Annotated in this window: 32 protein-coding genes and 2 tRNA genes; 6 read left to right on the top strand and 28 right to left on the bottom strand. The window is 40.2% G+C overall.

What is annotated here, in order from left to right:
• Positions 1-92: 92 nt before the first annotated feature.
• The 6 genes from MsAg5_RS06650 to MsAg5_RS06625 are packed head-to-tail and all read right to left on the bottom strand — an operon-like array spanning position 93 to position 2,091.
• Positions 93-467, bottom strand: coding sequence for a hypothetical protein (locus MsAg5_RS06650; protein WP_338099850.1), 375 nt, complete (start codon positions 465-467; stop codon positions 93-95).
• Complete coding sequence (locus MsAg5_RS06645) at positions 464-979, bottom strand: hypothetical protein (RefSeq protein WP_338099849.1); 516 nt, start codon at positions 977-979, stop codon at positions 464-466. Before MsAg5_RS06645 ends, MsAg5_RS06650 begins: the two co-directional genes overlap by 4 nt.
• A complete protein-coding gene (locus MsAg5_RS06640; RefSeq protein ID WP_338099848.1) occupies positions 976-1,293 on the bottom strand; it encodes a hypothetical protein in 318 nt (105 codons plus the stop codon). Before MsAg5_RS06640 ends, MsAg5_RS06645 begins: the two co-directional genes overlap by 4 nt.
• Positions 1,290-1,640: a hypothetical protein gene (locus MsAg5_RS06635; RefSeq protein ID WP_338099847.1), complete on the bottom strand. Its 351-nt coding sequence runs from the start codon at positions 1,638-1,640 to the stop codon at positions 1,290-1,292. Before MsAg5_RS06635 ends, MsAg5_RS06640 begins: the two co-directional genes overlap by 4 nt.
• Positions 1,640-1,831 (bottom strand): hypothetical protein, encoded by a 192-nt coding sequence (locus MsAg5_RS06630; protein ID WP_338099846.1) that lies wholly within the window; start codon positions 1,829-1,831, stop codon positions 1,640-1,642. The genes MsAg5_RS06635 and MsAg5_RS06630 overlap by 1 nt, the downstream gene beginning before the upstream one ends.
• Positions 1,828-2,091, bottom strand: a complete 264-nt coding sequence (locus tag MsAg5_RS06625; protein WP_338099845.1) for a hypothetical protein — start codon at positions 2,089-2,091, stop codon at positions 1,828-1,830. The genes MsAg5_RS06630 and MsAg5_RS06625 overlap by 4 nt, the downstream gene beginning before the upstream one ends.
• Positions 2,092-2,264: 173 nt before the next feature.
• Between MsAg5_RS06625 and MsAg5_RS06620 the strand changes: the two genes are divergently transcribed.
• Both MsAg5_RS06620 and MsAg5_RS06615 read left to right on the top strand, forming a co-directional pair.
• Positions 2,265-2,561 (top strand): hypothetical protein, encoded by a 297-nt coding sequence (locus MsAg5_RS06620; RefSeq protein WP_338099844.1) that lies wholly within the window; start codon positions 2,265-2,267, stop codon positions 2,559-2,561.
• Positions 2,562-2,666: 105 nt separating this feature from the next.
• Entirely contained in the window at positions 2,667-3,242 is a 576-nt protein-coding gene (locus tag MsAg5_RS06615) for a site-specific integrase (RefSeq protein ID WP_338099843.1), read from the top strand.
• A gap of 64 nt (positions 3,243-3,306) precedes the next feature.
• Here MsAg5_RS06615 and MsAg5_RS06610 read toward each other — a convergent pair.
• The 3 genes from MsAg5_RS06610 to argS form a co-directional block, all read right to left on the bottom strand.
• Positions 3,307-3,379: transfer RNA gene (locus MsAg5_RS06610), tRNA-Asp, on the bottom strand.
• Between the two features lie 145 nt (positions 3,380-3,524).
• Positions 3,525-3,633, bottom strand: a tRNA-Tyr gene (locus tag MsAg5_RS06605).
• 165 nt (positions 3,634-3,798) lie between these two features.
• Entirely contained in the window at positions 3,799-5,541 is a 1,743-nt protein-coding gene (gene argS / locus MsAg5_RS06600; protein WP_338099842.1) for an arginine--tRNA ligase, read from the bottom strand.
• Positions 5,542-5,981: 440 nt separating this feature from the next.
• On the opposite strand from argS, the gene MsAg5_RS06595 reads away from it, so the two are divergent.
• From MsAg5_RS06595 to MsAg5_RS06585, 3 genes are all read left to right on the top strand, one after another.
• Positions 5,982-7,073 carry an AI-2E family transporter gene (locus tag MsAg5_RS06595; RefSeq protein ID WP_338099841.1) on the top strand — a complete coding sequence of 364 codons (1,092 nt, stop codon included), beginning with the start codon at positions 5,982-5,984 and terminating at the stop codon, positions 7,071-7,073.
• Positions 7,074-7,704: 631 nt separating this feature from the next.
• Positions 7,705-8,877, top strand: a complete 1,173-nt coding sequence (locus MsAg5_RS06590) for an AI-2E family transporter (RefSeq protein WP_338099840.1) — start codon at positions 7,705-7,707, stop codon at positions 8,875-8,877.
• A gap of 187 nt (positions 8,878-9,064) precedes the next feature.
• Positions 9,065-9,661, top strand: coding sequence for a type III toxin-antitoxin system ToxN/AbiQ family toxin (locus MsAg5_RS06585; protein ID WP_338099839.1), 597 nt, complete (start codon positions 9,065-9,067; stop codon positions 9,659-9,661).
• Positions 9,662-9,674: 13 nt separating this feature from the next.
• On the opposite strand, the gene MsAg5_RS06580 is transcribed toward MsAg5_RS06585, so the two are convergent.
• The 7 genes from MsAg5_RS06580 to MsAg5_RS06550 all read right to left on the bottom strand — a co-directional run bounded on the left by MsAg5_RS06580 (position 9,675) and on the right by MsAg5_RS06550 (position 15,999).
• Positions 9,675-11,294 carry a phytoene desaturase family protein gene (locus tag MsAg5_RS06580; RefSeq protein ID WP_338099837.1) on the bottom strand — a complete coding sequence of 540 codons (1,620 nt, stop codon included), beginning with the start codon at positions 11,292-11,294 and terminating at the stop codon, positions 9,675-9,677.
• Positions 11,295-11,546: 252 nt separating this feature from the next.
• A complete protein-coding gene (gene purC / locus MsAg5_RS06575; RefSeq protein ID WP_338099893.1) occupies positions 11,547-12,269 on the bottom strand; it encodes a phosphoribosylaminoimidazolesuccinocarboxamide synthase in 723 nt (240 codons plus the stop codon).
• A 154-nt stretch (positions 12,270-12,423) separates the two neighbouring features.
• On the bottom strand, positions 12,424-12,558 hold the full coding sequence (locus tag MsAg5_RS06570; protein WP_338099836.1) for a DUF6019 family protein: 135 nt from the start codon (positions 12,556-12,558) through the stop codon (positions 12,424-12,426).
• A 58-nt stretch (positions 12,559-12,616) separates the two neighbouring features.
• Positions 12,617-12,967 (bottom strand): hypothetical protein, encoded by a 351-nt coding sequence (locus MsAg5_RS06565; RefSeq protein WP_338099835.1) that lies wholly within the window; start codon positions 12,965-12,967, stop codon positions 12,617-12,619.
• Positions 12,968-12,985: 18 nt separating this feature from the next.
• Entirely contained in the window at positions 12,986-13,189 is a 204-nt protein-coding gene (locus MsAg5_RS06560; protein ID WP_338099834.1) for a hypothetical protein, read from the bottom strand.
• A 273-nt stretch (positions 13,190-13,462) separates the two neighbouring features.
• Positions 13,463-14,233, bottom strand: a complete 771-nt coding sequence (locus tag MsAg5_RS06555) for a protease inhibitor I42 family protein (protein WP_338099833.1) — start codon at positions 14,231-14,233, stop codon at positions 13,463-13,465.
• Positions 14,234-15,207: 974 nt separating this feature from the next.
• Positions 15,208-15,999, bottom strand: a complete 792-nt coding sequence (locus MsAg5_RS06550; RefSeq protein ID WP_338099832.1) for a protease inhibitor I42 family protein — start codon at positions 15,997-15,999, stop codon at positions 15,208-15,210.
• Between the two features lie 69 nt (positions 16,000-16,068).
• Here MsAg5_RS06550 and MsAg5_RS06545 point away from each other — a divergent pair, with 69 nt between their 5' ends.
• Positions 16,069-16,353, top strand: a complete 285-nt coding sequence (locus tag MsAg5_RS06545) for a hypothetical protein (RefSeq protein ID WP_338099831.1) — start codon at positions 16,069-16,071, stop codon at positions 16,351-16,353.
• A gap of 297 nt (positions 16,354-16,650) precedes the next feature.
• On the opposite strand, the gene MsAg5_RS06540 is transcribed toward MsAg5_RS06545, so the two are convergent.
• The 12 genes from MsAg5_RS06540 to MsAg5_RS06485 form a co-directional block, all read right to left on the bottom strand.
• Positions 16,651-17,061 carry a hypothetical protein gene (locus tag MsAg5_RS06540; protein ID WP_338099830.1) on the bottom strand — a complete coding sequence of 137 codons (411 nt, stop codon included), beginning with the start codon at positions 17,059-17,061 and terminating at the stop codon, positions 16,651-16,653.
• 98 nt (positions 17,062-17,159) lie between these two features.
• Complete coding sequence (locus MsAg5_RS06535) at positions 17,160-17,606, bottom strand: hypothetical protein (RefSeq protein WP_338099829.1); 447 nt, start codon at positions 17,604-17,606, stop codon at positions 17,160-17,162.
• 26 nt (positions 17,607-17,632) lie between these two features.
• Positions 17,633-18,265: a hypothetical protein gene (locus MsAg5_RS06530; protein ID WP_338099828.1), complete on the bottom strand. Its 633-nt coding sequence runs from the start codon at positions 18,263-18,265 to the stop codon at positions 17,633-17,635.
• A gap of 64 nt (positions 18,266-18,329) precedes the next feature.
• Positions 18,330-19,127 carry a hypothetical protein gene (locus MsAg5_RS06525; RefSeq protein WP_338099827.1) on the bottom strand — a complete coding sequence of 266 codons (798 nt, stop codon included), beginning with the start codon at positions 19,125-19,127 and terminating at the stop codon, positions 18,330-18,332.
• 4 nt (positions 19,128-19,131) lie between these two features.
• Positions 19,132-19,644 carry a M43 family zinc metalloprotease gene (locus tag MsAg5_RS06520; RefSeq protein ID WP_338099826.1) on the bottom strand — a complete coding sequence of 171 codons (513 nt, stop codon included), beginning with the start codon at positions 19,642-19,644 and terminating at the stop codon, positions 19,132-19,134.
• 279 nt (positions 19,645-19,923) lie between these two features.
• A complete protein-coding gene (locus MsAg5_RS06515; RefSeq protein WP_338099825.1) occupies positions 19,924-20,865 on the bottom strand; it encodes a hypothetical protein in 942 nt (313 codons plus the stop codon).
• Between the two features lie 64 nt (positions 20,866-20,929).
• The gene (locus MsAg5_RS06510) at positions 20,930-22,120 is read right to left on the bottom strand and encodes a chymotrypsin family serine protease (protein WP_338099824.1); all 1,191 of its coding nucleotides are present in this window, start codon (positions 22,118-22,120) and stop codon (positions 20,930-20,932) included.
• A 574-nt stretch (positions 22,121-22,694) separates the two neighbouring features.
• Complete coding sequence (locus MsAg5_RS06505) at positions 22,695-23,099, bottom strand: hypothetical protein (RefSeq protein WP_338099823.1); 405 nt, start codon at positions 23,097-23,099, stop codon at positions 22,695-22,697.
• 375 nt (positions 23,100-23,474) lie between these two features.
• Positions 23,475-23,612 carry a hypothetical protein gene (locus MsAg5_RS06500; protein ID WP_338099822.1) on the bottom strand — a complete coding sequence of 46 codons (138 nt, stop codon included), beginning with the start codon at positions 23,610-23,612 and terminating at the stop codon, positions 23,475-23,477.
• A gap of 85 nt (positions 23,613-23,697) precedes the next feature.
• A complete protein-coding gene (locus MsAg5_RS06495; protein ID WP_338099821.1) occupies positions 23,698-24,228 on the bottom strand; it encodes a hypothetical protein in 531 nt (176 codons plus the stop codon).
• A 75-nt stretch (positions 24,229-24,303) separates the two neighbouring features.
• The gene (locus MsAg5_RS06490; RefSeq protein WP_338099820.1) at positions 24,304-25,431 is read right to left on the bottom strand and encodes a matrixin family metalloprotease; all 1,128 of its coding nucleotides are present in this window, start codon (positions 25,429-25,431) and stop codon (positions 24,304-24,306) included.
• A gap of 517 nt (positions 25,432-25,948) precedes the next feature.
• Positions 25,949-26,404 carry a hypothetical protein gene (locus MsAg5_RS06485; RefSeq protein ID WP_338099819.1) on the bottom strand — a complete coding sequence of 152 codons (456 nt, stop codon included), beginning with the start codon at positions 26,402-26,404 and terminating at the stop codon, positions 25,949-25,951.
• Position 26,405 lies beyond the last annotated feature (1 nt).

The raw sequence follows: 26,405 nt of genomic DNA, 5'->3' as shown, positions 1-26,405 counted from the left end.
ACAATATCTGAATTCGTCTTCATCCTGACCGTCGACCTAAACACCAAAGTTGATCGAAACTGTTATGATCGTCTTGAGTTCGATGTTATGAATCATGCTGTCACCTCCCCTTCATGTTGTATTTTTAAATACGGTGTTTCAATTGTGTACGGTGTTCCGTCTGGGTTTAAAATCGGGGTTATGGGACCGTTTCCGTTTTGTGATACAATGTAAACCGTTCCTGTTTTGTTATGAGCAATGAGTGTATACCAAACGGATCCGTAAGAGGGCCTTCCACTTGGGGTAATATCTTCAAATGCAATTTTGTGTTCAACAAAAATCATATCCCCTCCTGACATCAGTTGGTCTGTTTGATTCTGCATGTTTGATTCTGTGGTCATGAAAAAAATCGCAGCAGATCCGGCCGCAAATCCGAGAGCAAAAGTAACGACAATTAAGATCATGGGAACGACGTTTTCTGAACTCATGAGAACATCCTCTCCCAAAAATCTGGTTTTTTGACATCGTCGCGCTCGTCTTTGATTACAATTTCGAAATACTCAAAACCGTATTCATCGCAGTATTCTTCGGCGTCCGTTTCATTTTTAAAAACGTCCAAAATCATTCCTTTGATAATGTCACGTGGCGTCGACGGGTCTAACGGATCGTAATTGTAAGGATCTGTTTTGTGCGGATCATAGACAACGTAAACTGTTTTCAGCCACAGTTTTATTTCTTCGATGTAATCGGTGGCGTCTTCGTCTCCGGTAACGTATGTTTCTGTTTTTGTTTCGTCGCCGACAACAAATTTTGTTAAATAATTCAAGAAGCAGTCGATGCATGTGTAAAATTCACAGTCCGGGTGAACGGCAAATATTCTGTTCGGCTGCCGGCACATTTCACATTCTTGATCGGTTTCTCTTCTGAAGATAGTGACATCGTTGCAGAATGTGTTTTTCATTATTTCTGTTTCAGACAGAGTTTTTGGTGTTGTGCTCATTCCTTATCACCTTCCTGGATTTCTTGGCCACAAAACGGGCAATAGGCTGCAACAACGCGATTAAATTTTATTTTTCGATATTTTCCTGTTTCGGTATTTCTGACGCGGACGTCTGCCGGAATAATTAAATCGGTGCCGGCACAGACAGTAGCTTCACCGTCTTTTTTTGTTTCTCGCAATGTCAATATTTGATTTGAAAATTCGACGCCATCAATTTCTTCATTTTCTTTAACCCGAATTTTGAGCCGGTCTTTTTCTTCCAAAATTGTGGCCAATAATTCCACTCTTTTTTCAGAGAAGCAATCGCATTTCATTCTTCATCGCCTCCAGATTCTTCCGGTTCATCGACAAATCTTGCTTTCTCAAAACAATTCGGACATCTTAGCGTACCAAATGTCTCAAAATCTGTTCTTTCTGTGTCTGAAGCAGGCCATTCATAATCGCAATGTTTGCATTTAGCGTTCTCATGAATATGATTTTCTTTTCGGCAGTTCGGACAATAATTTTCCCCGTCGTTACTCGCCCATCCTTTCGTTGCAAAATATTCTTCAGCGACGTCGGTAAAACGCATATCCTCTTCTTCAACAAAATCCGTTTCTCCACAGATATCACATTCGATATCGTGTGTTTCTTTCGTTTCTGTGTTGTAGTCTAGCGTCATCAGTTAGCACCTCCGACCCATGGCCTGAGGTCCCCAATCAAAGCTTCAAGGACGCCGCATTGAACGCAAATGTAAGCGCTGACATAACGGCTTCTCGCGTTTTCGGCGTTTTTTTCGTACATGCGCATCTGGCCGCAGCATGGACAGATCCGATTCATGACGGATGGAGAATTAGAAACAGCAGAGGTCATTTCAGAACCTCCCGGGAGAAACAGGCCCGGCACAAAACTCGGCCGGGTTCAATGACGTAGTCATCGCCTTGTTTCATCGTTTTTTCACAAAGAGTGCAGTCGTTTCCTTCCGGGAACGTTTTGGTATAAGCCGTCAACGCCCGTTGAGAATCCGGCCTATAATGTTTTTGGAGAATTTGTTCGTCGTTCGATTCGATATTTCTATCGTGAGTTTTTCCTATCGCGGAAAAAAAGCTTCCGCTATTCGATGTTGACTTCATATTTATCGCCTGATGATATTTTATAATGTTGTCCAAATCTGGTAAATTTGAACACCAACACTTCTGTTTTTATGTTATATAAATATTTTGAAATAAAATGTTGTTTTTTTACCATAGTCTATACGTAACATTAGATACTTTTTTATGTTCGGCTGTAAAGCCAGGAGCGTAAAATGATTAAAAAATCTGTAAATACAACAATTGAGGAAAAGGTTGCATATTTTTTCAACGATGGAAAAAATCTTGATTGGTCAGATGAAACCTGTCGTGAATACGCGGCTGTTGTCCGAGAGTTTTTGACAATAAATGAAAACCCGGAAATTCATTATGATGCGTCGTACACAGACCATAAAAAGCACATGATGCGCTTTAGAGAACATCTTCTTGATCAAGATCTCAGTTATAGCCGAACAAAATACAAAATTACCGCCGTAACCAATTGGTATAATCTGTTGTTGGACGACGGATAGATAGCCTCAAATCCGGTACCCGAGTGGAGAAAAAGATACATTCGGGCGTTTAAAAAAGACAGACCACCAGAAAGACAATCATGTGACGACGATAAATTCGGAGAGATGCTGTGTGCAGCCACAAAAGCACATGAGATTCTGAGTGCGATGCTTGGCGGAACGGCCGGACATAGACGCGGAGAAATAGTCTCTCCAAGTTTGGAAAATGTAAAAATGAAACAAGATATAATTGTTGTTCCGGAACACGCGAAACGGACACGCTGCGTCACAATTTTGCATCCGCAGCTAAAGAAATATCTTCCTCAATATTTTGAGATGAGAAAGGCACGTGGAGAAAAATTGACACCGCAGAGTCCACTTGTGGTTGGACGAATAAAACTGAATCGAATAGATGGAGATGTCGTTAATAATGGAGTAAAACGCATTGGCCGTCGGGTAGGTATTCATATTGATGCTGGTGATACAGATGAAAAATTTACAACTCATAATCTTCGGCATTACTTCACAACAACGATGAAAGAGCATGGTATGAAAGATGACTACATTGATGATCTTCGTGGTGATCTTCGAGAAGGTCGCTCAAGCGATGGATATTATCATATTCCAGTTAAAAAACTAAAAGAAGAATATTTCAAATGTTGCCCAATATATGATATTCCGGACGATTTATTCAAAATTTGAAATAAAAAAAGGTCGCTTCCTATTGAAAGAAGCGACCTTCGGGGCTGCTGACCAGCCTTTGGAACGTCCAGACCGGGATTCGGACCCGGGTCGGGGCCTCGACAGGGCCCCATGATAGTCCCCTACACTATCTGGACATGAAGATTTTACAAATTTTCAAGCAACGTCATGCTTGCGTCCCCTAAAAAGAGACTTTTTGTATATATACCTTTCCCGCACCTCTCTCCTCAGAAAGAAAGTTCAACCGATTTTGAATTCAGTGAACTTTCTTCTGATTGTGAGTCCCGCCTCCCAGACTCGAACCGGGGGCATCGCGGTGCCTGCGCGATTTTTGCGAATCTCGCAAAAGACCAAACTACAGCCGCGCACTCTACCACTGAGTTAAGGCGGGAAGTTGACGAATCAACCCTTAACTCTTGATTGATTTATGAGCTTCAATGAAACCCATAAGGGACGGATTCTCAATGAGAAAACGTACCCTTTCCAACGGATTCTTCATACTTATATATTTCGCTGAATGACCGGTTTTGCGAAGCGCTGAACTCTAACGGCCGGATCACATCGATTCCGGCGCGTCGATTCCCAAAACGCTCAGCGCGTTTGCGATGGCAATCTTGGACGCGTAAACCAAAGACAGACGCGCTGTTTTCAAGTCGGCGTCACCGACATTCAAAACCGGAACATAGCGGTAGAACTGATTGAAGTCGTCTGCGAGCTCGCGGGCATAAATCGCAAACTGATGCGGTTTTAAGTCTTTGGCGCATTCCATAACGGTTTGTTCAAAACGGGCGATCCGTTTGATTAAAGCGGTTTCCTGCGGCTCAGCCAACCGGGAGAAGTCAGCACTCTGAAGATCGGCTTCTGAACCGATGACGCCATCCTCTTTGGCTTTGGATAAAATATTGCTGGCGCGGGCGTGCGCGTATTGAATGAACGGAGAACCTTGTTTTTCAAAGTCCAGCGCCGTCTTCCAATCGAAAACGGTTGACTTTTCCGGCGACACTTTGATAATATCGTACCGAACCGCGCCGACGCCGACCATCCGGGCGACGCTGCGCTTGAATTCTTCCGATTCTTCCGGGCGCCTCTTTTCGATTTCATCATAGGCTTTGTCGATCACTTCGGCCAGCAGCTCGTCGGCGGTAATGAAAACGCCACGGCGGGTGCTCATAGAACCTTCCGGCAGCGACACGAATTCAAAAATAACAACTTCCGGAATCTTGTCGCCCAATAAATCCAAAGCGGCTCGAAGCTGTCCGGAAATGAGTTTGTGGTCGGCGCCGAAAACGTCCACCATGCGGTCGCATTGCGGGCCTTTCCATTCGTGGTAAGCCAAATCGCGGGTGGTGTAAAGCGATGTTTTGTTCGACCGCTGAATGACCAGCGTTTTTTCGTAGCCGTAATCAGACATATCAACGACAAGAGCCCCGTTTTCGTCTTTGGTTTTGCCGGTCTTTTTCAGACGGTCAATAACGTCCCAGACGGCGCCGTTTTCGATAAACATGGATTCGCGGATAAACTTGTCATGCTTTACATTCATGAGCGTGAGCGTTTCCTGAATGCCGGAAACCGCCAAGTCGACCGCTTTGGTGAAACTGTCGATGGTAGCTTTATCGCCTGATTCCACTTTTTTCATCAAATCTTCAATGTGGTTGTTGATGGATTCGTCGTTGGACAAGTCGACGTTGGCTTTGATGTAAACGTCGGCAATCGCGCTGTCGGATTTTTTGGCCGTATCCAGGTCGTAATGCGCGCACGCCCAGGAAACAACCGCAATCTGGCGGCCGATGTCGTTGACATAATATTGAACTTCCACGTTGTAGCCGGACTTTTTAAGAACGCGGGAAAGCGTGTCGCCGAGTGTTGAATTACGGATGTGGCCGACGTGAAGCGGACCGTTCGGGTTGGCGGACGTGTGTTCCAAAAGTATTTTGCCGGTATTTGTACCGTTGCCGTAGTTTTCTTTTTGAGACAGAACGTTTGCAACTGTTTTTTCCGAATATTTATCGGACGCGAAAATGTTGAGATACGGACCGGTCGCCGTTATTTTTTCGACCAAATCCGCTTTCTGAAGATCTTCGGGGCTGATGGCGGATACAATCTCAGCCGCAACTTTCGCCGGAGTCGTTTTTTCAGATTTGGCAGACGCCTGGGGCATCATTTGAAACGCCAGCCTTGTGGATAAATCAGCATGCTCCGAGACTTCAAAAGAAATATCTTCCGCACAGACAGCGTATCCCAAAGACGACGCGGCGTCTTTCAGAAGAGCTTGAACTTGATTTTTAAATTCAATAAACAAAAATGATCACACCTGAAAATTCAAAAATGCATTTAAATTATGATTTGATTATGATGATAATTACATGATAAATGACGAAGATATATGAATGTGTGACTAAAATGAATATTTGAACTTAAAGATTTCTATTTCAAAACGGCGGCTCTTAGTTCAAATTCCGACCGCTTTGGCGGATTTGACAGCTTGGATTTATGAATGTGTCCTCATCCGGAAAACGGCGCCGTTCGATAACCGATAAGTGCGAATCCAATTAAACTTTAAGCATTGTTTATATAGAAATGAAAACTAATTGCATCATTCTTTTAATCTGTTGACTCTGAGAGTCTGATTTGTTGAATTCAAAATTGAAATGCTTTTTTGAATCTTTCTGTTTCAGAATCACAAAATCATATAAACCCGATTAAGAGTCCGATTCCGATTGAATTATTTGATGGATAACTATGCCGATTTCGACCAACAAGAACGTCTGGATTTCACTCACCGCTATTTTAGCCGTCATGTGTGCGGTTTTGGTGACGCTTTTTTACTTCCAGGACTTGTTTCTGATCTTTTTGGTCGGCCTTTGCCTGATTGCGATTGTGGACAAATGCGGCAGGTTTTACAACAAATACACCACCAAACTGACGCATTTACAGCGGTTAACCGGCATTGTTTTCATACTGATAATTCTGGCAGTGGCGGCAATTTTGTTTGTTTCGTCTCAAATGGCTGTTTTCACCAACCTTTTTTCCGATATGTCTCAAATTCAAGGCATGATTGACGAAGGAACCAATTTTGTTTTTGCCACCCTTGACGTTCTTCCGGATTCCCTGTCAGTCATGTTGGAAAATTATTTTGTGAATTTGACGAACAGCGTCTTTTCATCGTTGACGGAAACCATTTCCACAATGTTTTCGGAAGCGCTTTTTTACCTTTTCAGCGCCGTTCTTCTGTATCCGATTATGTTTAAATTGTATTTTAAAGAAAAGGAAAATATTCAAAAAAGGATCGAGAGTTATGTGCCGAAGAAATTCAAAAAAGCATATACCAACTCGACCACTGCCATTTTGACGCAAGCCAACAATTTCTTCGTGGCTAAAATCATTGAAAGCATTTGCATCGCCGTGATCACAAGCGTCGGCTTTTATTTGGTCGGCATTCCCGGCTGGCTCTTTTTCGGCATTCTGTCCGGATTGCTGAACAATGTTCCCTACATCGGACCGACGCTGGCCGCCATTCCGCCCGTCCTGATCGGGTTAACCGTCGGCATCAACGTGGCTTTTTGGGCCGGCATTGTATCCGTCGTCGCGCAAGCCGTCGACAATTTTTACTTGATTCCGTTTATGATTTCGGACAAAGTCAACGTCAATCCGCTGACAACCGTCATTGTCGTTTTGGTCTTTGCCCAACTGTTCGGCGCGCTCGGTATGATTTTATGTATACCGATTTACATTTTTGCAAAAATTATTCTGACGGAAGCCTACAACCAATTGATCCAAATGTTTCCGAGCAAACCGGCCAAACCACAGCCGCGGATTGAAAAACAATCCTGATTCGGCTGCCCGACATTATTTTTTAGTGAATTGATCATATTGAACAACAATAGATGTGTTCCAATTTCATCTACTGATTCTATTTTTCAGTTCTAACTTGCATCTTCCGTTTCCAGAAATACAGTTTTTTCTTGGTACCGATTTGCACCTTCCGGTTCCAAAAATACAGTTTTTTTGGTACCGATTTGCATCTTACTGTTTCCAAAAATACACATATTTTCTTGGAACCAATTTGCATCTTCTGTTTCCAAAAATACAGTTGTTCATTTGTTCCAATCTGTACCTGCTGTCCCCGACCCCAATCCCAACAGCTGTGGTATCCGCTTAAACAGACGCTTTGCGTCTGTTTAAGCGGGATGGCGGTTTTCTTGAATGAAAAAAGACAGATCTGAAGACAGAAACACAAACACAAACGCAAAAAAACACAAACAAAACCGCCCAAGTTTTTGAAACGAAAAAGAAAATGTGTCGCCGTAACGCGCGCGCAGGCTGCCCACCGGAAAAACCAAACAGAATTCAAAAACAAAATAAAGTAAAAACAAAAAAAGAAATTCAAAAAAACAAATAATCTGCTCTTTATTTTAATTAAATAAATTTATTATTGGATTTCGATAAACATTTTTATATATTAATGAGCATTATATGCTCTCTAACATTTCTCAAAAAAATAGGAATTATTTTAAACAAAGAATCAACGTTGACCGCTCTTTGTAGGATAGATACCATGCCGATTTCAATGAATAAAAATGTATGGATTTCAATAACAGTTATTTTTGTCATACTTTGTATAGGTTTGTTTGCCCTTTTCTATTTCCAAGATATTTTCGTCATTTTGCTGCTCGGCCTGTGTATCCTTGCCGTCGTTGACAAATGCATTAAATTTTACAACAAGCACACGACCAAACTGACGCGCACGCAGCGCCGGGTCGGCGCCGTCGCCGTTATTATTGCTTTAATTGTCGGAACCGTCGTCTTCGTTTACACCCAAATGGCCAGTTTTTCAAGCCTTTTCGACGACATGACCAACATCCAAAACATGATCGAAGAAGGAACTCAAATTATTTTAGCGATTTTCGACGTTTTGCCGGAATCGATCATCAACTCGATTGAAGAGACGGTCAAGAGCTTGACAGATGCTGTTTTTGGGATGCTCATGCAAATGCTTTCCAAAGCGCTTTACTATATTCTGGGTATGATTTTGCTTTACCCGATTATGTTTAGACTCTACTTCAAAGACCGCGGCAGAATTAAAACCATGATTCTCGGCATGGTTCCGAAGAAGTTCAGCGAATCGTTCGGCAATGCGTCGTCCGCCATTCTGACCCAAATCAACAAATTCTTCGTCGCCAAAGTGATTGAAAGCATTGCGCTCGCCGTCATTACAAGCGTCGGCTTTTTCCTTCTGGGCATTCCCGGCTGGCTGTTCCTCGGCATCCTGTTCGGCCTGTTGAACAACGTCCCCTACATCGGTCCTTGGATTTCAACCATTCCGCCCTTGTTGATCGGACTCGCCATCAGCTGGCAAACCGCTATCCTCGTCTTGGTCGTCTCACTCATTGCGCAAGCCATTGACAACTACTACTTGGTCCCGTACATGATTTCCGACAAAGTCAGCGTCAGTCCGTTTACGACCGTGATTTTAGTGTTGGTTTTCGCCCAACTGTTCGGCGCGCTCGGTATGATTTTGAGCATTCCGTTCTACATCATTTTCAAGATCATCTTGATGGAATCATACAAACAGCTCGTTCAAATGTTCCCGGACGATGCGGCTAAAACAACGCCGCCCAAAACGGCACCGGAATAATGATAGCACGATACTGGTAAAAAATTATAAATACGATACCTGAGTATCGTTATTTACTTGGAACGGGAAACTGTTCAAGAAGCCTCTTGCTGCTTTAAGGCAAGCTATCGTGGGCGAATATTGAATTCGCAAAAGGAATCCGATTCAAATCGGATTCCTTTTTTTTTCGATTTTTTGAGGGATGAGAATGAGCAACACATTAAACTTTTATGATGTTTCCAAGGATTATGTTGCTTATCTCCAGGAATCCGAAAAGGAAAAAAGAGGATTTACAAAAGTTCCCAATATGGAATATCCCGGCAGAAAACAAAAATTTTTATGCGGAATCGTGTTGCAAGTTAACGGAATGGATTATTATGTGCCCATTACTTCACACAAAAAACAACATTCCGAAAGCATACTTATTTATTTCAAAAACCAAAATGATCCTGTCGGTTCCTTGCGTTTTAACTTTATGATCCCAATTCCAAAAGAAATGGCAACATATCGAGACATTAACAATGAAGCAGACCCAAAACACAGGGTTTTCTTAGCAAAAGAACACAAGTTTATCATTGAAAATAAAATTCATATATTTGATAAAGCCGAAAAAACATATCAGCTCATCACTCAAAATAAAAATCCGAAGCTCAATGAAAACAGCTGCGATTTCAAATTTTTAGAAAAAAGGTGCTTGGAATATTGCATTGAAAATAATTTGGAAATTCCATGTCCGTTTTTCCCGAAAACATTGAATCCCCAAAACCCTAAAAATGAAATTATAATATCTGATGCCGAAAAATGATAAAATTGAAAAATCATTTTTTCGGCAAATCCGGCAAATATTTCCGATCGAAATTGTATCCGGTAAAACTATTTTTCCGCATCAGTTTCCCATCTTCTTCCAATTTGCCGAGCAATTCCACCACGGAATAAGACGCGCGCGTCACACCCATGCTTCTTTTATCGGTATCCGTTCCGGCAATGTAGAAATTCTCCACCGGCGTCCGAATGTCCGCAAATTCGCCGGAAATCGTAATGGCCGCCTTTTCGGGAACAGTAATTTGTTCATGACGCATCACAATGTGCTTTTCAATATCGGGCGTCATTTCAAAAATTTGACCGTACGCGTCTTTCACACGCGCACGAATGTTTTTCTGCGGCCGTGGAATGAACGCGAATCCGAGATTTTGGCCGCCCGGCGGCGCCAGATTGGCATCATAATTGCTGGTGGAACCGCCCCAATACGGCATATTTTCAAACTGAACTTCGGAACCGACGTAACTGTATTCCGGCATTTTCTCATCAAATCCGAGCCAAACCGTCAAGCTGACCGTGTGGTCGATGCGGTCCAGTTTTTGAATATATTCCGGCGGCAATTCCATAATTTGCGGCAGCCGGCTGGCAAAAGCCGTGTAAATAATTAAATCGGAATGATAAATTTCGCCATCAGCTGCGACGCCCGTCGCCTTTAATTTGCCGTCCCGGTTTTCTTCCGTTAAAATCTCCGTGACCTTGCAGCCGGTTTTGATGTCAACGTTTTCCGGCATGGACGACAGCACGCAATTCGTCACGGATTGGACGCCGCCGTCAGGATATCCCTGCGTTGTAAAACCGCCGCCGTGCGTCATCATTTTTTTAGCAATGGTGAACATAGACGCCGATTCCGGAACCGGCTTGGACGTTTCAGCGTGGCTGTCCGAATTTGAATTTGGAGCTGAATATTGAATTGAGTTTTGATCCGATTGGTCTGATTGGTCCGGATTTGTTGAACTTTGATCCGGATTGTGATTTTTCTTTCCAAGATCGGATTCACCGCGCACAATGGCTTCAAAATCCTCTTTGGTCAGATTCTTTTCTTTGACGACGCCGCTTCCGGCCAGCATTCTCTGAACGGTGGTTTCTTTCATTCCGCGTCCCGACATAAACATAGAAAAGGTATCCGCAAACGCCATCGTTTCCGGGCCCAGCTTTTTGGGCAAACATTCGTAGACCGTTCGTTGAGAATAATCGGCGTCCATGCCGGCTTTTATGAAAACGGACGCAATCGTCGACGACAGCCGGAGCCGGTCGGAGAGCGGCAAATATGAGCAGCCCATAAATCCGCGCACATTCGTGGGGCAGCGGACCAGTTCATTTCTGGTCCGAATAAAATAGTCGCCGTAGGAATGAAAATTCGGAACGGTATCGAAATACTGATTCATGAGATTCGGAAGCGGACCGCCCCGAAGCGCCGTCATCGCATGCGGACCCGTGTCAACCATGAAACCGTCGACATTGTAGGTTCGGCAGTTTCCGCCGACAACATTGTCTTTTTCAAGAACCAAAACACGGTTGCCGTGTTTGGACAAAACAAGTGCGGACAACAAGCCGCTGATGCCGCCGCCAACGACGATCGCATCGTAATTTTCGAATTCGGGGGTGGATTCGGACTTCATGAATAAACACCAAATAAATAAAAAAATAATTGATAAAAATTATTGATAAAAATTATTGATAAAAATTATTGATAAAAATGTAACGCATTGACGAATAAATGAGAAACGGCAATGATATATAAAAAAGGATAGGAAGATTCTGAAAAACAAAAAAGAAAAGAAGAAGAGAAGATGAAAATAAGAAGAAAATGAGAAGAAACAGGAGAAGAAGAAAAAAGAAAAGGAGAAAGATCAGATGAATCTTCCACTTCTTTATTTGAAAATTTCCGGCACCAATTTGCGGGCCACGATCTCGTAGGTTTGAGTCGGGTCGCCTTTGTCATATCGGAAGACGTCTTTGTCGAGGGATTGTTTGGTTTCTTTGTCCCAGATTCGGCAGGTGTCGCATGAAATTTCATCGGCGAGAACGATTTCTTTGTTCGGGCCGCGGCGTCCGAATTCTAATTTGAAGTCCGGAAGCAAAAAGCCGTTCTGTTCGAAATACGCTTTGAGCAGCTCGTTTATTTTGAGCGCGATTTTTTTGATGTCGGCCATTTCCTCAAAAGTGGCGACGCCAAGCGCGTAGGCGATGTCTTCGTTGATCATCGGGTCTTGATATTCGTCGCTCTTGTAATCGAAAGCCACAATCGGTTTTTCGAAGACTTTTCCGGGCGGCATCGGATATTTTTTGGTGATGGAGCCGGCGGCGATGTTTCGGACGATGACTTCCAATTTCACGATGTCGACGACGTCGACAACCATATCCACATCGGACAGCATGGAAACATAATGGGTTTTGATGCCGTTTTCTTCCAGCATAACAAATATTTTCCGGGTAATTTGAGCGTTGTAATAGCCTTTTTTAGGGGCTTCGCTTTTCTTGCCGCCGTTAAAAGCTGTTAAACTGTCTCTGAACTCGGAAATGAGTTTGGTCGGATCATTGGTCTTGTAAAGGGTTTTGGCCTTACCGGAATAAATGGGTTCGAGTTTTTTAATTTCTGTCAACGAAATCACCAATTACGATGGATGATTGAATTAAATGAAAATGTCATTTAATGAATGATAGTATTTAAAAAGTTTGTGTAAAAAGAATTGGAAAAGAGAAATTGAAAAGAAAATGTAAAAAAAAGAAAAAGCAGAGAAATAACGATTACTTCTTTGCTTCCCGAACGCCGTTTCGAACAGCTAATTTAATAATATAATAAAGAACAACAAGCGGAATAACCGTCAAAAATAAAACCATAAATATGAGGATAATTTCCGTTGTACCGATACCACCAATCATATTGATCACCTTTTATTTTTTATTTTAATATTTTATTTAGATTTAATCTTATTTTGTTTTAATTTGTTTTAACCCATTCTTCTTTGACTGTTTTGCGAATTCCAAAATATAATATTATGAAAAAAACACTATACAGCAACAGGTAAAATACCAATGTCAAAGCTGCAAAAAAATCAAAGACGAAAGAACTTACCGCCAGCAAAATCAAAATTAAAATCGCGATTATGAGTATTGAACGCTGTTGTTTCGGACTCAAAAACACGACTCTTTCAGAGGTTGTTGCTTCCAGAATGCCGTCTTTGAATGCTTTTTGAAAAGTGAAATAAAGAAGCACCAAAATGATGACAAAGCGGATAATCGACGAAAACGTTCCCGAGAGAGCAAAAACACTTTCAGTTGTTAGGTCCATGATTTCACCTTTTTGGATTTATTTTGATTCAGCCATACCATCTTTAACCGCTTTTTTGACAACGTAATAAAGGACGACAAAGAAAATGATAAACATCAGCGGGTAAATTAAAAAGTATATGCCGAGGAGAAGCTGACTGCTGAACGCTGCATATAATAGAAAAATAACAGTTGCCAAAACCAAAAATGCGGCAATAAGACTTTTTTGTTGATTGGTATTCATATTTCACACCGATCTTTGATAAATTTATTTGCAGACCGAAATATAATTTTTGACTATTAAATATTTAAAAAAGTAGATGTTTTCCTTATATTTAAAATGTATCCCGTCAAATGGGAAAGTATAAAATCAATAAAAGAAGGCTTGTTTTTACTGAATTCTGAAAAGACAACGCCGTAACGCGCGCGCAGACCGCGCCGAAAGACAAGAAAGAAAGTAAAAAAGAAAAGACCGCCCAAAGGCGGTCAAGGGTCAAATGGTTTCGTTTTCGATGGATCAGACAAACGTCACGTCCATGAAGAATACGGCGACCGGCTCGTCGTCCCCGGCATGGGTTTCTTGAGCGTCGAACATGTATGTTCCGGCGATGTTGGACGTCACATACCAGACGTAAGTTCCGCCGACGCCGACCATTCCTTCTTCAGCCGGATCTTGGATGTATTCGGAGTCCAGTAATCTGAGCATACCGTTTTCAGACATCAGAGCTGTCCATTGGTAACCGGTTGTCGGGTTTCCGCGGGTTTGGATTTGGATGACTTCGGTTGTTTTCGGTGTCGGAACGCCGTCATAGGTGATGACGATGACCGGGCCGCCCGATGGCGTTGTAGCCGGAGCCTCATCATAGACCAGCTTTTGCGTCACACTGTAGACAGTTTCGTTTTTGTCGTTCTTGTAAACAGCGGTAAAGTTGTAGGTACCGGCCTGCTTGGCGGAAATCATGTAGGATATGTTTTTGCTGATGGCGTCTTCAGCGGTCACGACATTTAAGCCGTCCACCGGTGTGTACGTCCAGGAACCGTTGGATCCAAGGTTGCCGGGCAAATTGATTTGGATGATTTCATTGGCAGCAACGGTGGCATTGTTTATCTCAAAGGTGATGGTTGTCACGGGATTGTAGGTGGTGTTTGTCGTATTGTTTGTGGTATTGTTTGTTGTGTTATTCGTGCTGTTCGTCGAATTGTCATCGGACCCGCCGATGCAACCCGAAAGTGCGCATGCGGCCAAAAGGACGCAGAGCAGAACCAGGAGCGTTTTCATTTGCTTCATAGTAAATGAAAATGGGTCGGAATGATATATATAATTTATTTTATATTCGAATGAGATTGAAGTTAACTGATAGCGAAAAAGAATAACAGAAGATTCGGTTAATAAAAAATAGAGCCGGAAAAGAACAAAATTGAGAAGATAAAACGCACATTTTCATTCGACGCCCATCGAATTTTCGGTTTTGGAATTTGAGCGAGCGGCGGCGCGCGCGTTATGGCGATGGTTTTTCTTTTGGATTTTAAAAAAACGATAGCTGTTTTCTTTTTAAAGGACAGCCCGTTCGTCCGGAGAATTCGAATGCTTCGCGTTCGAATTGTCTCGGACGTTTGGCTTGGATGAGAATCAGTTGACAACTTCAAATTGGATCAGAAAAAGACTGTATTGTTAGACGGTTGATTCAAACCAGATCAGGTGAGCAACTGTATTGTTGGAAACAGAAGGTGCAAAACGGTAACAAAAAAGACTGTATTGCCAGAAACAGAAGATGCAAAACGGTAACAAGAAAAAACTGTATTGTCAGAAACAGTAAGGTGCAAAACGGTAACAAGAAACAACTGTATTGTCAGAAACAGAAGATGCAAAACCGGAACAAGAAACAACTGTATTGTCAGAAACAGTAAGGTGCAAAACGGTAACAAGAAACAACTGTATTGTCAGAAACTGGAAGATGCAAAACGGTAACAAGAAACAACTGTATTGTCAGAAACTAGTAAGATACAAAACGGTAACAAGAAAAGACTGTATTGTTGGAGACAGAAGGAGCAAATCAATACTTCAAATAGGATGTATCTTACAAAAGTATTCCGCAAAATACAGACGCAAAGCGTCTGATTTTGCGGGATGGTTTGCTTGTTAAATTGGAACAAGCAAACCCAAATTTTAAGCGACCGAAGGGAGCCGTTCGCGAAGCGAACTTACGGAAACAATCTCCCACCGCCCCTGGAAAATTCCTAGCGAAGCGACGGAATTTTCTTTTAGACAAACGTCACATAAATGTAAAATTTGTCAATCGGCTGGTCTTCCCAGGAACGGGCGTATTGGGCGTCAAACGTGTAGGTTCCGGCAATGTCGGACGTCACATACCATTCGTAAATTCCGCCGACGCCAGCCATTCCGGGTTCGGACGGGTCTTGAACGTAAACGGAATCCAGCAATTTGAGCATGCCGTTTTCAGACATCAGAGCGGTCCATTCGTAACCGGTGGTCGGGTTTCCTTTGGTTTGGATTTTGATGACTTCCGTCACATTCGGGGTCGGAGCGCCGTCATAGGCGATGATGAGTTTCGGATCGGCAGCAGGCGTTGTTGCCGGCGCGATGAAATCCAACTTCTGAACGACGGTGCTGATGGTGCCGCCTTGTGCGTTTTTGTAGACGGCGGTGAAATTGTACGAACCGGCTTGTTTGGCGGTGATTGTAAAGACAGTTGTGCCGCCCGTGACGTCTTCATTCACAATGAAGTCGCTTTGAATGTTCAAACCGTCCGTCGGAACAGCCTCCCATTTGTTGCCCATCCGGGATGCGGTCGGGAAAGAGATTTGAACTTTTTCGTTGGCGGCGATGTCAACGCCGTCTTTTGTCACGGTGATGGTGGTCGCCGGATTGTAGGTGCTGTTGTTGGTTGTGTTGTTGAAAGATACGTTTCCCGTATCATTTGTGCTGTTCGAGCTGTTCGTCGAGTTGTTGCCGGAATCACCGATACAACCCGAAAATGCGCATGCGGCCAAAAGGACGCAAAGCAAAACCAGAAGTGCTGTTTTTTGCTTCATAATAAACAAAAAAGGGTTTGTATCATATATATAATTTAGTTAATATTCAAATGAAATTGAAGTTAACCGATGTCGAAAACAAATGGCGGAAGAAAAGATTCATCAAAATTAAAGACAGAAAAAAGAGAAAAACCGGCTCTTTTGAACCCGCCAAATTGCATTTATTTTTTAAGAGTTATTGCGGCTTACCACATGGCGAACAACTATTTTGACAATCAGAGACAAAAGGGCAAAAAAGAAAGCAATTGCCAGAAGAGCGGAGATGAGATACAGAATCAAACCGACGCCTCCCAACGAATCAGTCATTTTGCTGTAGATGATGATACTGATTGTCAGAATAAAAAGAGCGCATAAAACCAAAAACCGGATCGGTTTTATTTTTTGAGCGGGATTTTTCCGGGCCTCTTTGGAAGCTTGCCGGATCGTTGAATCTATCAAATGCATGTAAAACGCCAACGGAAGGATAATAATAGCGAAGCCCAAAATTAAAAGGAGTCCATAGAAAATAAGTTCATAAAAAGAATATGCGGAAAGAAAACTCATCTTAAAAACCTCATTTTAAAGTTGTTAAATGAGTTTGGATTTAATGATATAAAAAACAATCCGTTTGTCATGAGATGAAAATTAAAAAAATAAAATGAGCCGACCGGCTCATTTTCCTTTTACTTTTTCAACAACCGCATCCGTATAAAAAGACGCGACAAAGATGAGGAAACTCATCAAAAAGGCAAAACAACCGGCACCGATGACAATGAACGTGCACTTTAACGGATCCATGATTTCCGTTAACGGATTCGCGTGCAAAAACCATGCGATTGAAACAATGTAAATGCCGGCGATGACGACGTTAAACAGCATTTGCAGCACGATATTTTTTTGCCGTTTTGGTTTATCACTCAAAAACAAAAAGAACGGGGCAAAGAATCCGGCGATGACCGCCATATTGAATCCGGTCAAAAGAAACGCCGGAACGTTGTAAACATAAATTGCGTCAATGACGATCGCCGCCAAGAGGACGATGAAACCGATGATGGAAAAAGTGCTTTTGTAATTTGTTTTCATAAAATCACATTGAATATTTGAACGGGGTTTTATTTTGAAAAAAATTTCGTTTTGGAAACACCCGTATCATGTGGTTCAATGATGATAAACCTTTCAACTTACCATAAGCGGACGAGAAAAATACGATATAGAATCAATAGAATGATGAGAGCGATCAAAACATAAGCAACAACCATCAATTTTTTTCCATGCCCTTTGGCGACGAAATATCCGAGGGCGCCCAGAATGATTGAAAAAACAAATATGAGTGCCCAAGACTGAATATTTATTTGCGGAAAATCCGGATGAGCCTGCAGAATCTCATAAATGAAATCTAAGAGATTTAAGAAGGGGAGCAAGAAAAACCCGAGAAGAAACGACTTTGTTGGATTTTTAGAAATTAAGCCGTATGCGATGGGGCTGAGAAACATAAACAAATATATAGCGAGCCCGAAAAGAACGGATTCAAAATAGGCCAGACACACGAACAATAAAAGTTCAACAACATAAAATCCGGCAAACAGCATGTTGTTTGTTTTTTCATCGGATTTAGGTGGAAAGTTCATTTCAATCATCCCCGAAAAAATAAAAATTATGAAAAGAGGTAGATTTTAAGATGTGTGAATAAAATTGATAAGCGGACACTTATGGGAGCGTCATCTAAAGAATATTTATCATTGTTTGGATCCTGAATAATATTCAACCAACCACCGAAAAATACAACCGGAAGATCTTCAATTCCTTCTTCCTGAGCATATTCGTCAAGAATTGCTTTCATATTTTCAATGTCTTGCGGCGTTATTTGATCACTTTCCGGATTCAAATAAACGGACACAAAACCGAAAATGTTGCTGCTGTAGCCGCCAATTGGTCCGCCGTTAATGGCCAAATATTTTCCAAACGCTTCATCTTCATGAACAGAAGCTGTGACTCTTTGCAACGAAAGCTGCCAATCATAAGCATCGTCACCGGTTTTCAACGGAACGGAACCGTAGGAAGCCATCGCTTTTTCAGATTCACAACATTTTTTAAAATATCCAGGGTCTGTTGGATGCGTGTTGTCCACATAGGATTGAATTTCACTTTCATTCAGGGGCATTTCCGTTGAAATTCTGATGTCTTCCACATTTCGGAATGCCTCTTCTCCCGAAATTGGGCTGATTAAGCTCAAAAAGAGAAGGAAGAGAATTAATGTCGAGAGTAATGTGTTCAATTTTTGATTCATAAAATCACCAATTTATTTTTAAAAAATAAAAATAATGGCTGCCAAAATCAGCAGCCATTTTAACTTATTTTTTGATTTCTTCATTTGCCGATAATCTGATTCTGTCAAAGTCCTTGACGCCCGATGCGACAACTTTTTTGTACAAAATAACTTCGTCAAATGCGTCCGAACCCTTGTCATCGTAGTTTTCCAAATGAACCCGGTTGTCCGGAACACCGATTGTACACCGACCGTCGAGTTGGGATACGGTTACGAAAAGATAGACTTCACCGACTTCAATCAATTCATCATTCGGTTCCATGAACCCGTAATATCCGTCGTCATACTTTTCAAAAGAATCGAGTTTGACCTCTCTTTCACGGAAAATTTCACGAACCAAATATTCTTCCGTATAGTAACCGCCAATCTGCTTGAGTTCAATTTTATTTTCAAGAGCCGGACCTTTGATCAATTCGATGATTTCAACATCAAAGAGGTTGTACGGATTTTGAACTTCGTTCTTCTGCGCTTGATAATTGCCTTTGTGAGCAACGACGCGGCCGACAAAAATATGATCGCAATAAGCAACCATAGTTTCATCAGATATTTTCCCGTATTTTTCCATGTCGGACTGATAAGCCAATTCCATTTCAGCCGTTCCGGCTCTGATGCGTTCATAATCGCTTTTGTCGACGTCTTGATGATAGATTTCGGACATTGATTTTTTAAACGTTTGGAAATCGTATTCTTCCTGTTCAGCCGGCGACATGTTTTCATAATCTTCCGTGGATTGCAAATAACCAACTGCAACCAACGTCAAGGCAAAAAGAACGACGACTGAAATCGAAAGAATAAATATTTGTCTTTTATTTTTTGAGTTCATGACTTCACCCCCATATGCATCTGTAAACGTCTTTGTCTTTTATTCCCAATGATGTTTGACTCGATCTTCCCTGACACATGATATTTCCATTAATATTAATTTCATTGATTCCCAAAGCGTGTCCTAACTCGTGTGTTAAACATTTTTGTTTCTCAGCAGATGTATAAGTTCCCATCAATGCTGTATTCAACTGAATGTAGGGTGTACCGTTTGCGCTGCGTGTGCTGTTAGCGTAACCAGACGGAATATTAACGCCCGGAGAATTAACATCAACCAGGTAAAGATCTTCAATCGTACTCCAAGTATCTTTGGAGATTGCAACTTTACCCATTGCATTCCATGTTGAAACGGAGGAATTCCACTGGCTAATATAAGTTGTATTTCCACCCCACTGAATTCCTCTTCCCCAGTCAACGGCATCATCTCCCAGTGGCATATGATAACTGCATGCAGATGCTACATTTGTTATCAAAAGAATAGCAAGGGAAATGAAAATTATTTTGAATTTCATTTTCATATTTTTGTCTCCTAATCTTTGCATTTATTTTAAATACCTTCAAAATCAAAGACAGGAGTGAATTCCGTCGAAACCCGATTCGAATTCACTCACGTCTAAGCGCCGGATTTGTGCAACGCAACTTGCACAAATTCGGCGGTGAGTTTCTTTTTTTCAAGATTTTTCTCACAAAGAACGAAAATATTCGCTTGTATAAATAAACACCAGATTTTGTCAAAATCGAAGATTTTAAATACGAAAACGGATGGCTTAAGATTATTCAAGTAACTGAGTAGATAATCATTTTTTCATTCGAATGATACCGATTAATCCGAGAAGAGCAAAAACAGAAACAACCCCGTTAAAACCGGGAATTGACATTGGTTTTTTCTCCTCTTCAACCGTAAAAAGCTCACGATTTCCATAAACGACGATCGGAACATTTTTGACGCCATGTTCTTTACCGATTTCCGTAATGATGACCATGGATTCATTTAATTCGCTGCTGTTCAGCGGATATGAATCCGATACTTGAACGGCAATAAATTCATAATCGACTCTTACCCATTCAATAAAACCCCCATTATTGACTTTATAATTACTAAAACTTGAATCAAAAGTGACATCACTGCTGATTTCGGTCAACTTTTCATCCCATTCATAGGCTTCAATTCCTCTCGGTTTCTTCGGAACGTTGCCATATGTCATTAAAACTGAATCATTGTTTGTTAAATTTTCAAAATAAGAAGGGCGTGTAGCCGGAAAAAGCCTCGGGCTCGGCGAAACAGCGGGAATAGGTTGATTGGAAATACCGATAACAATCGGAATATTTTGAATACCTTTTTCTTTTGAAATCTTTGTCAAACTGTCAATAATAATATCAAAGTCTTGATCAATCAGATGAAAATTCGGATTTAAACCGACAAAAATATAACCATCGGTTGATGGTGTACAATGAGTGATCGGTCCGCCGGGAACTTGATTGTTGCGAAAATCCGAACTTTGACCGAAAGAATCGCAAACAGAGATCAATTCCATTTGCCAGCCATAAGCTTCTTTTCCCGCATTTTTAACCGGAATTTCTCCGGAAACTTTGTAAGTACGGTTTGATTTTTCCATTTCCGCCAAAGAATCCGGATTCGTGGCGGGCGTCGCATCAATTTGTTCTTGCGTCGTTCCGAAACAGATGGGCGAAAGAAGTAAGAATACAAAAAAGGATAAAAGCAACTTTGTTGAATTCATGATATGACCTCTAAAAATAAAATGAAAATAGGTCGACAGGACCTATTATTCTTGTTTATGAATGTTACATTGTAAGAGGAACAACCCCTAACTTGCTTCTGATCTCTTCAGATGAAGCAAAGAGTGTGACTATTCTTCCACTGGCTTCTTGTTTATAGGCACAAGTAATTCCACAGATGTATGTCCTTCCATTTACCGTCGTATAAACAGGACCGCCACTATCTCCGGGTTGGGAATGATTGTTCTGTACCATGACATCAAGACGAGAGACAGTGTTGTTGAATATGTTCTGATTATAGTAAGCATATCCCGCGTATGTTCCGCTTGTATCCCCCGTATTAATTCCGGACCGGTACAATGCCATTCCGGATGATAAGCCGGAAGAGCCTTTGACCGATACCAGGAAATTGTTTCCGGTATGAATCTTGGCCTGTACATTAGAACACGGAACAAACATGGCGTCAATGTCCTGACGAACGCCCGTCGTCACGCCGATTTTGTTGGAAGACGAAACAGTCGGTTGATAGACAGACATTGCATTTGAGAAATTCGTCAAATGCGCCACCGTTACAATTCCAATTCTGCTGCTGTTGGTTTGATTTTTTGCAGCAAATCCGGATGTTCCGCCATACATTTGTGTTGCAACTCTGGTTCCGCCAATAACAGGTCGCGTTTTGTCAGTGTAATAATTCAATGCTCTGGCAACAATATTCATTGAATTGTTTTCTTCCGACACATTTTCTGCAATAAACTCAATAGGCTGACCAACAGATATGGCGACCGGTATGTTCTGAATACCCTTGGAAGACGCATATTTATTGACGATCTTGTTTATATTGTCCAAATCCTCCTGCTTAATATCGTTTTTAAATTTTTCATCCACAACAAACGAAATATATCCGTCACAATAGGGTCCATACCGAAGAATAAGCCCTTTTTCAAAGTAATCGGATATGTTTTCGTCTTTCGTCATCTCATCGGCAATTGAACTGATGTTGAGCCACCATTCATACGAATCGAGCCCCATTTCCTTTTCAGGAATTTCACCATACAACATCAAAATGTTTTCATTTTTTTGAAATTCATCAAACAATTCCGGTTTTGTGGGTTGTGTTTTGCTGATGATTTCATCCAACTCTTCCTTTGTGTAAGGATTGGACGGATAATTGCGAATGTCTTCGTCCGCCATCGCCGGCCCAATCAGCGCCGCCAGAACAACAAGGGTGCAGATTAAGCTCATTAATTTCATTTTCATATTTTTGTCTCCTAATCTTTGCATTTATTTTAAATACCTTCAAAATCAAAGACAGGAGTGAATTCCGTCGAAACCCGATTCGAATTCACTCACATCTAAGCGCCGGATTTCAGCAACGCAACTTGCTGAAATTCGGCGGTGAGCTTCTTTTTTTCAAAATTTTTCTCACAAAGAACGAAAATATTCGCTTGTATAAATAAACACCAGATTTTATCAAAATCGAAGATTTTAAATACGATAACGATCGGCTCGAAATTGTGGATAGACTGAACAAATAAATGAACAAAGACAAAATTATACAATAGTATTTAAGTTTTTATGAATTGAGCGATATCTTTCAAAAAAAGGATAAAATAATAAGGAATTTTTAATGAATTGACCGATTCCGGAAAATATTCTTTTTTTTCGATGAAATTCATTTTTTTAAAAGGGATTTTTATTTTTTAAAAAAAGAGCGGAGAAAATACATGTATGCAACCGCCAACCCAAAAATCAGCATCAGGAAAATAAGAATTTCTAATCCCCACGTTATCATTTCAGCAATTTGCATGTAAAAACCTCGTCAACTGATCAATTAATTAATTCCCGTTAAAAACCAACAAAATGTCAACAAAACAAAGAGACCCGAATATGCATAATAAAGAATTTTTTGTTTAGGTTCAAAACGGCCAAAACCTGCAAAAAATCCGGCAAACCCGGCTAAAAGACTCATCACGAAAAAGTATGGGAAAAAGGCGCGTGAGAAATCATCCGGAGAAGTAACCATATAGGACAGAACAAACAAAAAAGGAATGCAAAAACCAAAAATGGCTGATTTAATCGGACTTTGTGAATATACCCCATAAGCAAAAATTCCGAGAAACAACAAAAGGAAAAACAATTCACCGATGTTGAGAATTAATGTCAGAAAATAAATCAACAAAACAGAAAGCAAAATGATTGCATTTCTTGTTTCACTTTGATTGAAGAGACCACCCATATAAATCACCAAAATATTAGGAAACTCATGAATTCTCACATCTAAGCGTCGGATCTGGGCAACTCGAATTGTCCAAATCCGATGGTGAGTCCTCATTTTAAATCAAAAAGGATTTTTCACAAAGAAAAATTATATTAAATAGTATAAATAATTATAGGTCTTTCAGACTATGGTTTCTATATAAGCGAATATATTGTATATAGTCTAAATAAGCATCAATAAAAAAATAAACAATGAGAATTCAACTAAAATTGATGAATTGCCCAAAAGTAGAAAAGAAATAAACAGAATAGTCAAAAAACAGAAAAAACTATTTTAAAAACAGAATATAAAAACAAACTTCAAAAAAAAGGTAAAGAATTCAAAATGAATTCCTTATTTTTTGGCTTCAGCCGCTTTCTTTTGTTTAATCTTTTTCAAACTGGACATGCTTTCGCGTTCCGTTTCCCGGAGGGCGCAAACGGATGAACTTGACCTGTTCCCGGAATTCCGGAAATCATGTCTTAAATTCAAGCACTTTCATCAACATTTAATTTTATTGAAAACTTTTATTTAAGACCCTTTAAGAAATCATAATTAAATCCAATTGGTTTAGTCCTTAACCCGAAACAGGATTATAGTCTCCTAAGATTGAGACTAAGATATAAAGTGGCGGATCAAGATAAAGATACAAAGCAATAACTAAAAAAATAATTGTTAATACATAACAACTTAATTTTTTTATTTTGTTATCACTTACCGTTGCCGAAAAAAAACCAGCCAATCCGTTTGAAAATCCCATCAAAAGATATGGAAAAGAATACGAAGCTAAATATAAAGGTGTGTTCGGGGAAACAGATGGGTAAGTGTATAAATTATCAACAAAAATGATGAGGCCTGCAACAAAAGGAAAAAGAAAACCCAAGGCTAAAGCTCTATATTTCATATTTGTTAAAATGCCATAAATAAAACCGCTAAAAATTAAAATTATTATCATTAAAGCAGACCAAAGGATTAAAAATGGGAGAAAACTCCCCATTTTATTAAAAAACGGGAGGTGAGGGACAATTATAAAGAATATAATAAATAAAAATAAAAGTGCACAAAGAAGATAATTATTATTTTTCAGACTTGCATTATAATAATTCATTTTTTAGCCCTCCGATAAAATAAATAAAAATAAGAAAAATATTATTTTTCTTATTTTTTCAAATTAAGTTTAATCTTACTCAGAGTCTACTTCCGACAACAATGATAATAGTTCTTCTGTGTTCACATTGTTTCCAATTCCATTGACGGCTTCATTTTCATCAGTAATAAAGAGTTGGCCTTTTCCAGGATAGGCAAAATAATGTTCCGGTCCCAAACCGTATGAACGTGTTCCAGTGTCTTCAAATAAATACAACAGAACTTGTTGATCTTTTTGATAATTCACTGTATACTCATTAATCATTTCAACATCATTAACCGCACCACCTGATTGCCGGACATATATTTGATTATCTCCCTCTGGGAGCTCTCCTTTATGCACTTCTTCAACCTCAATTAAAGTATCTTGGAAAATCAGATATCCATTTGTTGAAAACATTGATTCTGTTCTAGAACTGGGGTCTGAACCATCTTGCGTATCCCATCTTGCTGGCATATTTTGTTTGACCGTAGCACTTACAATTAAAGTAGCCTTTTCAGTCATCTCCTCTTCAGACATTGGAACTATCGTTGGATTTATGTGTAATTCTATTCCGTCCCTCAGAGTATTCACAACTTCTTGGTTATTTCTGTTAGATGGGTACAAAGCCTTAATACCATTAATATCATCGGATGTTAAACTTCTTTTAACGGGTGGAAGGGCTTCTTCAGTCATAAGTGCCGTCGTATATTCAGAGTGACCCAATCCAACAGCATGCCCAAGTTCATGAAGAGCAACTGTTTCAATGTCGAAAGCATTTGTCAAATTGGCGATAGTTGCACTTGTGGTCCATTCCTGTTCATAATCAAAAACCACCTGAGAATAACGTTTATACGTTTGACCATTTATGGTTTCTTCAATAACTGTTCTCTCTTCAGCTAAATAATCTGGATCAGAAACCAAACCCATCATAACGTCTGTAGAGTTACTGGTGTATCCGGAAGCAGTTGGAATTTGATGAAAATAGAAACTTGATCCTGCATCAGTCCATGTATTTGCTGCACTCAATATAGCAGAATGGTATTGTGAATCTACCGAAGAGTTTATTTCAAGACCACTGTTGTTATCTTCCCACTTATTGTCCCCAATATAATATGCGTTTGCAGATGGTAGTAAAAAGATAAGAACCATTAAAAACGAAAATATTTTCAATTTGTTTTTCATATTTATATCTCCTTAACGTTTTTGTTTTTCGATACTTTTATTTAGTCGAAAATCAAAGAGGAGAATGAATTCTTGTCAACAAGAAGATTCACTCACCTCTAAACATCAGTTGTCGACAATGGAACTGTTGACAACTGAAGGTGGGTTTTACTTTTAATATCCACATTTCCAATTATAAAATGAGAATGACGTTATAAAAAATAATCCTCTTGCAATTGGATATAAAATTAAAACGCATTGGAAAATGAAATATCCAATTTTTATGGCTGTTTTTTAAAAAAATAGAATAAAATAAAAATCTCAAAAAACAAAACTTCAAAAAAGAAAAGAAAGATAAAGAATTCAAAAGAATTCCTTACTTTTTGGCTTCAGCCGCTTTCTTTTGTTTAATCTTTTTTAAACCGGACATGCTTTCGCGTTCCATTTCCCGGAGGGCGCAAACGGATGAACTTGATCTGTTCCCGGGATTCCGGAATGACCTTAAATTCAAGCGCGTTTCGACAGCATATTATTTAAGTTAAAACTTTGTAAAAATAACGAATAAAAACAAAATCATAATCAAACAAGCAAGGTAATAATAACCTCTCAATTCTTTTTTTTCTTCATTAACGGAAGCGCACCAACCGATTGTACCGCCAATGATGGCCGCAATCAAATAATAAGCAGCTTCCGATCCGAAAAATTCGAAACTTGAATAAAAAAACCAGTGAATAATTATCGGGATCAGATAGGCCAAAACCGGAATAAAAAAGCCAAAAACGATTGATAGTCTTCGACTTTTTGATAAGAATCCATAAATGAAACCGCCGGTCAAAAATAATATGATAAAAATCACGAGAAAGAAACTTGATAGAAGTGAGGGAAAAACACCATCCGGGAAATATGCAAAAAATAAGCTGGCTATGAAAAAGAATAAAAGTGCGACAAAAAGAAGAACATTGTTTTTAGGGGTGGAATGATATTGAAAAGACATT

The organism is Methanolapillus africanus, from assembly GCF_032714475.1.
Lineage (GTDB): Archaea > Halobacteriota > Methanosarcinia > Methanosarcinales > Methanosarcinaceae > Methanolapillus > Methanolapillus africanus.
The sequence above is the reverse complement of the archived record's forward strand: the minus strand, read 5'-3'. Positions and strand labels throughout refer to the sequence as shown.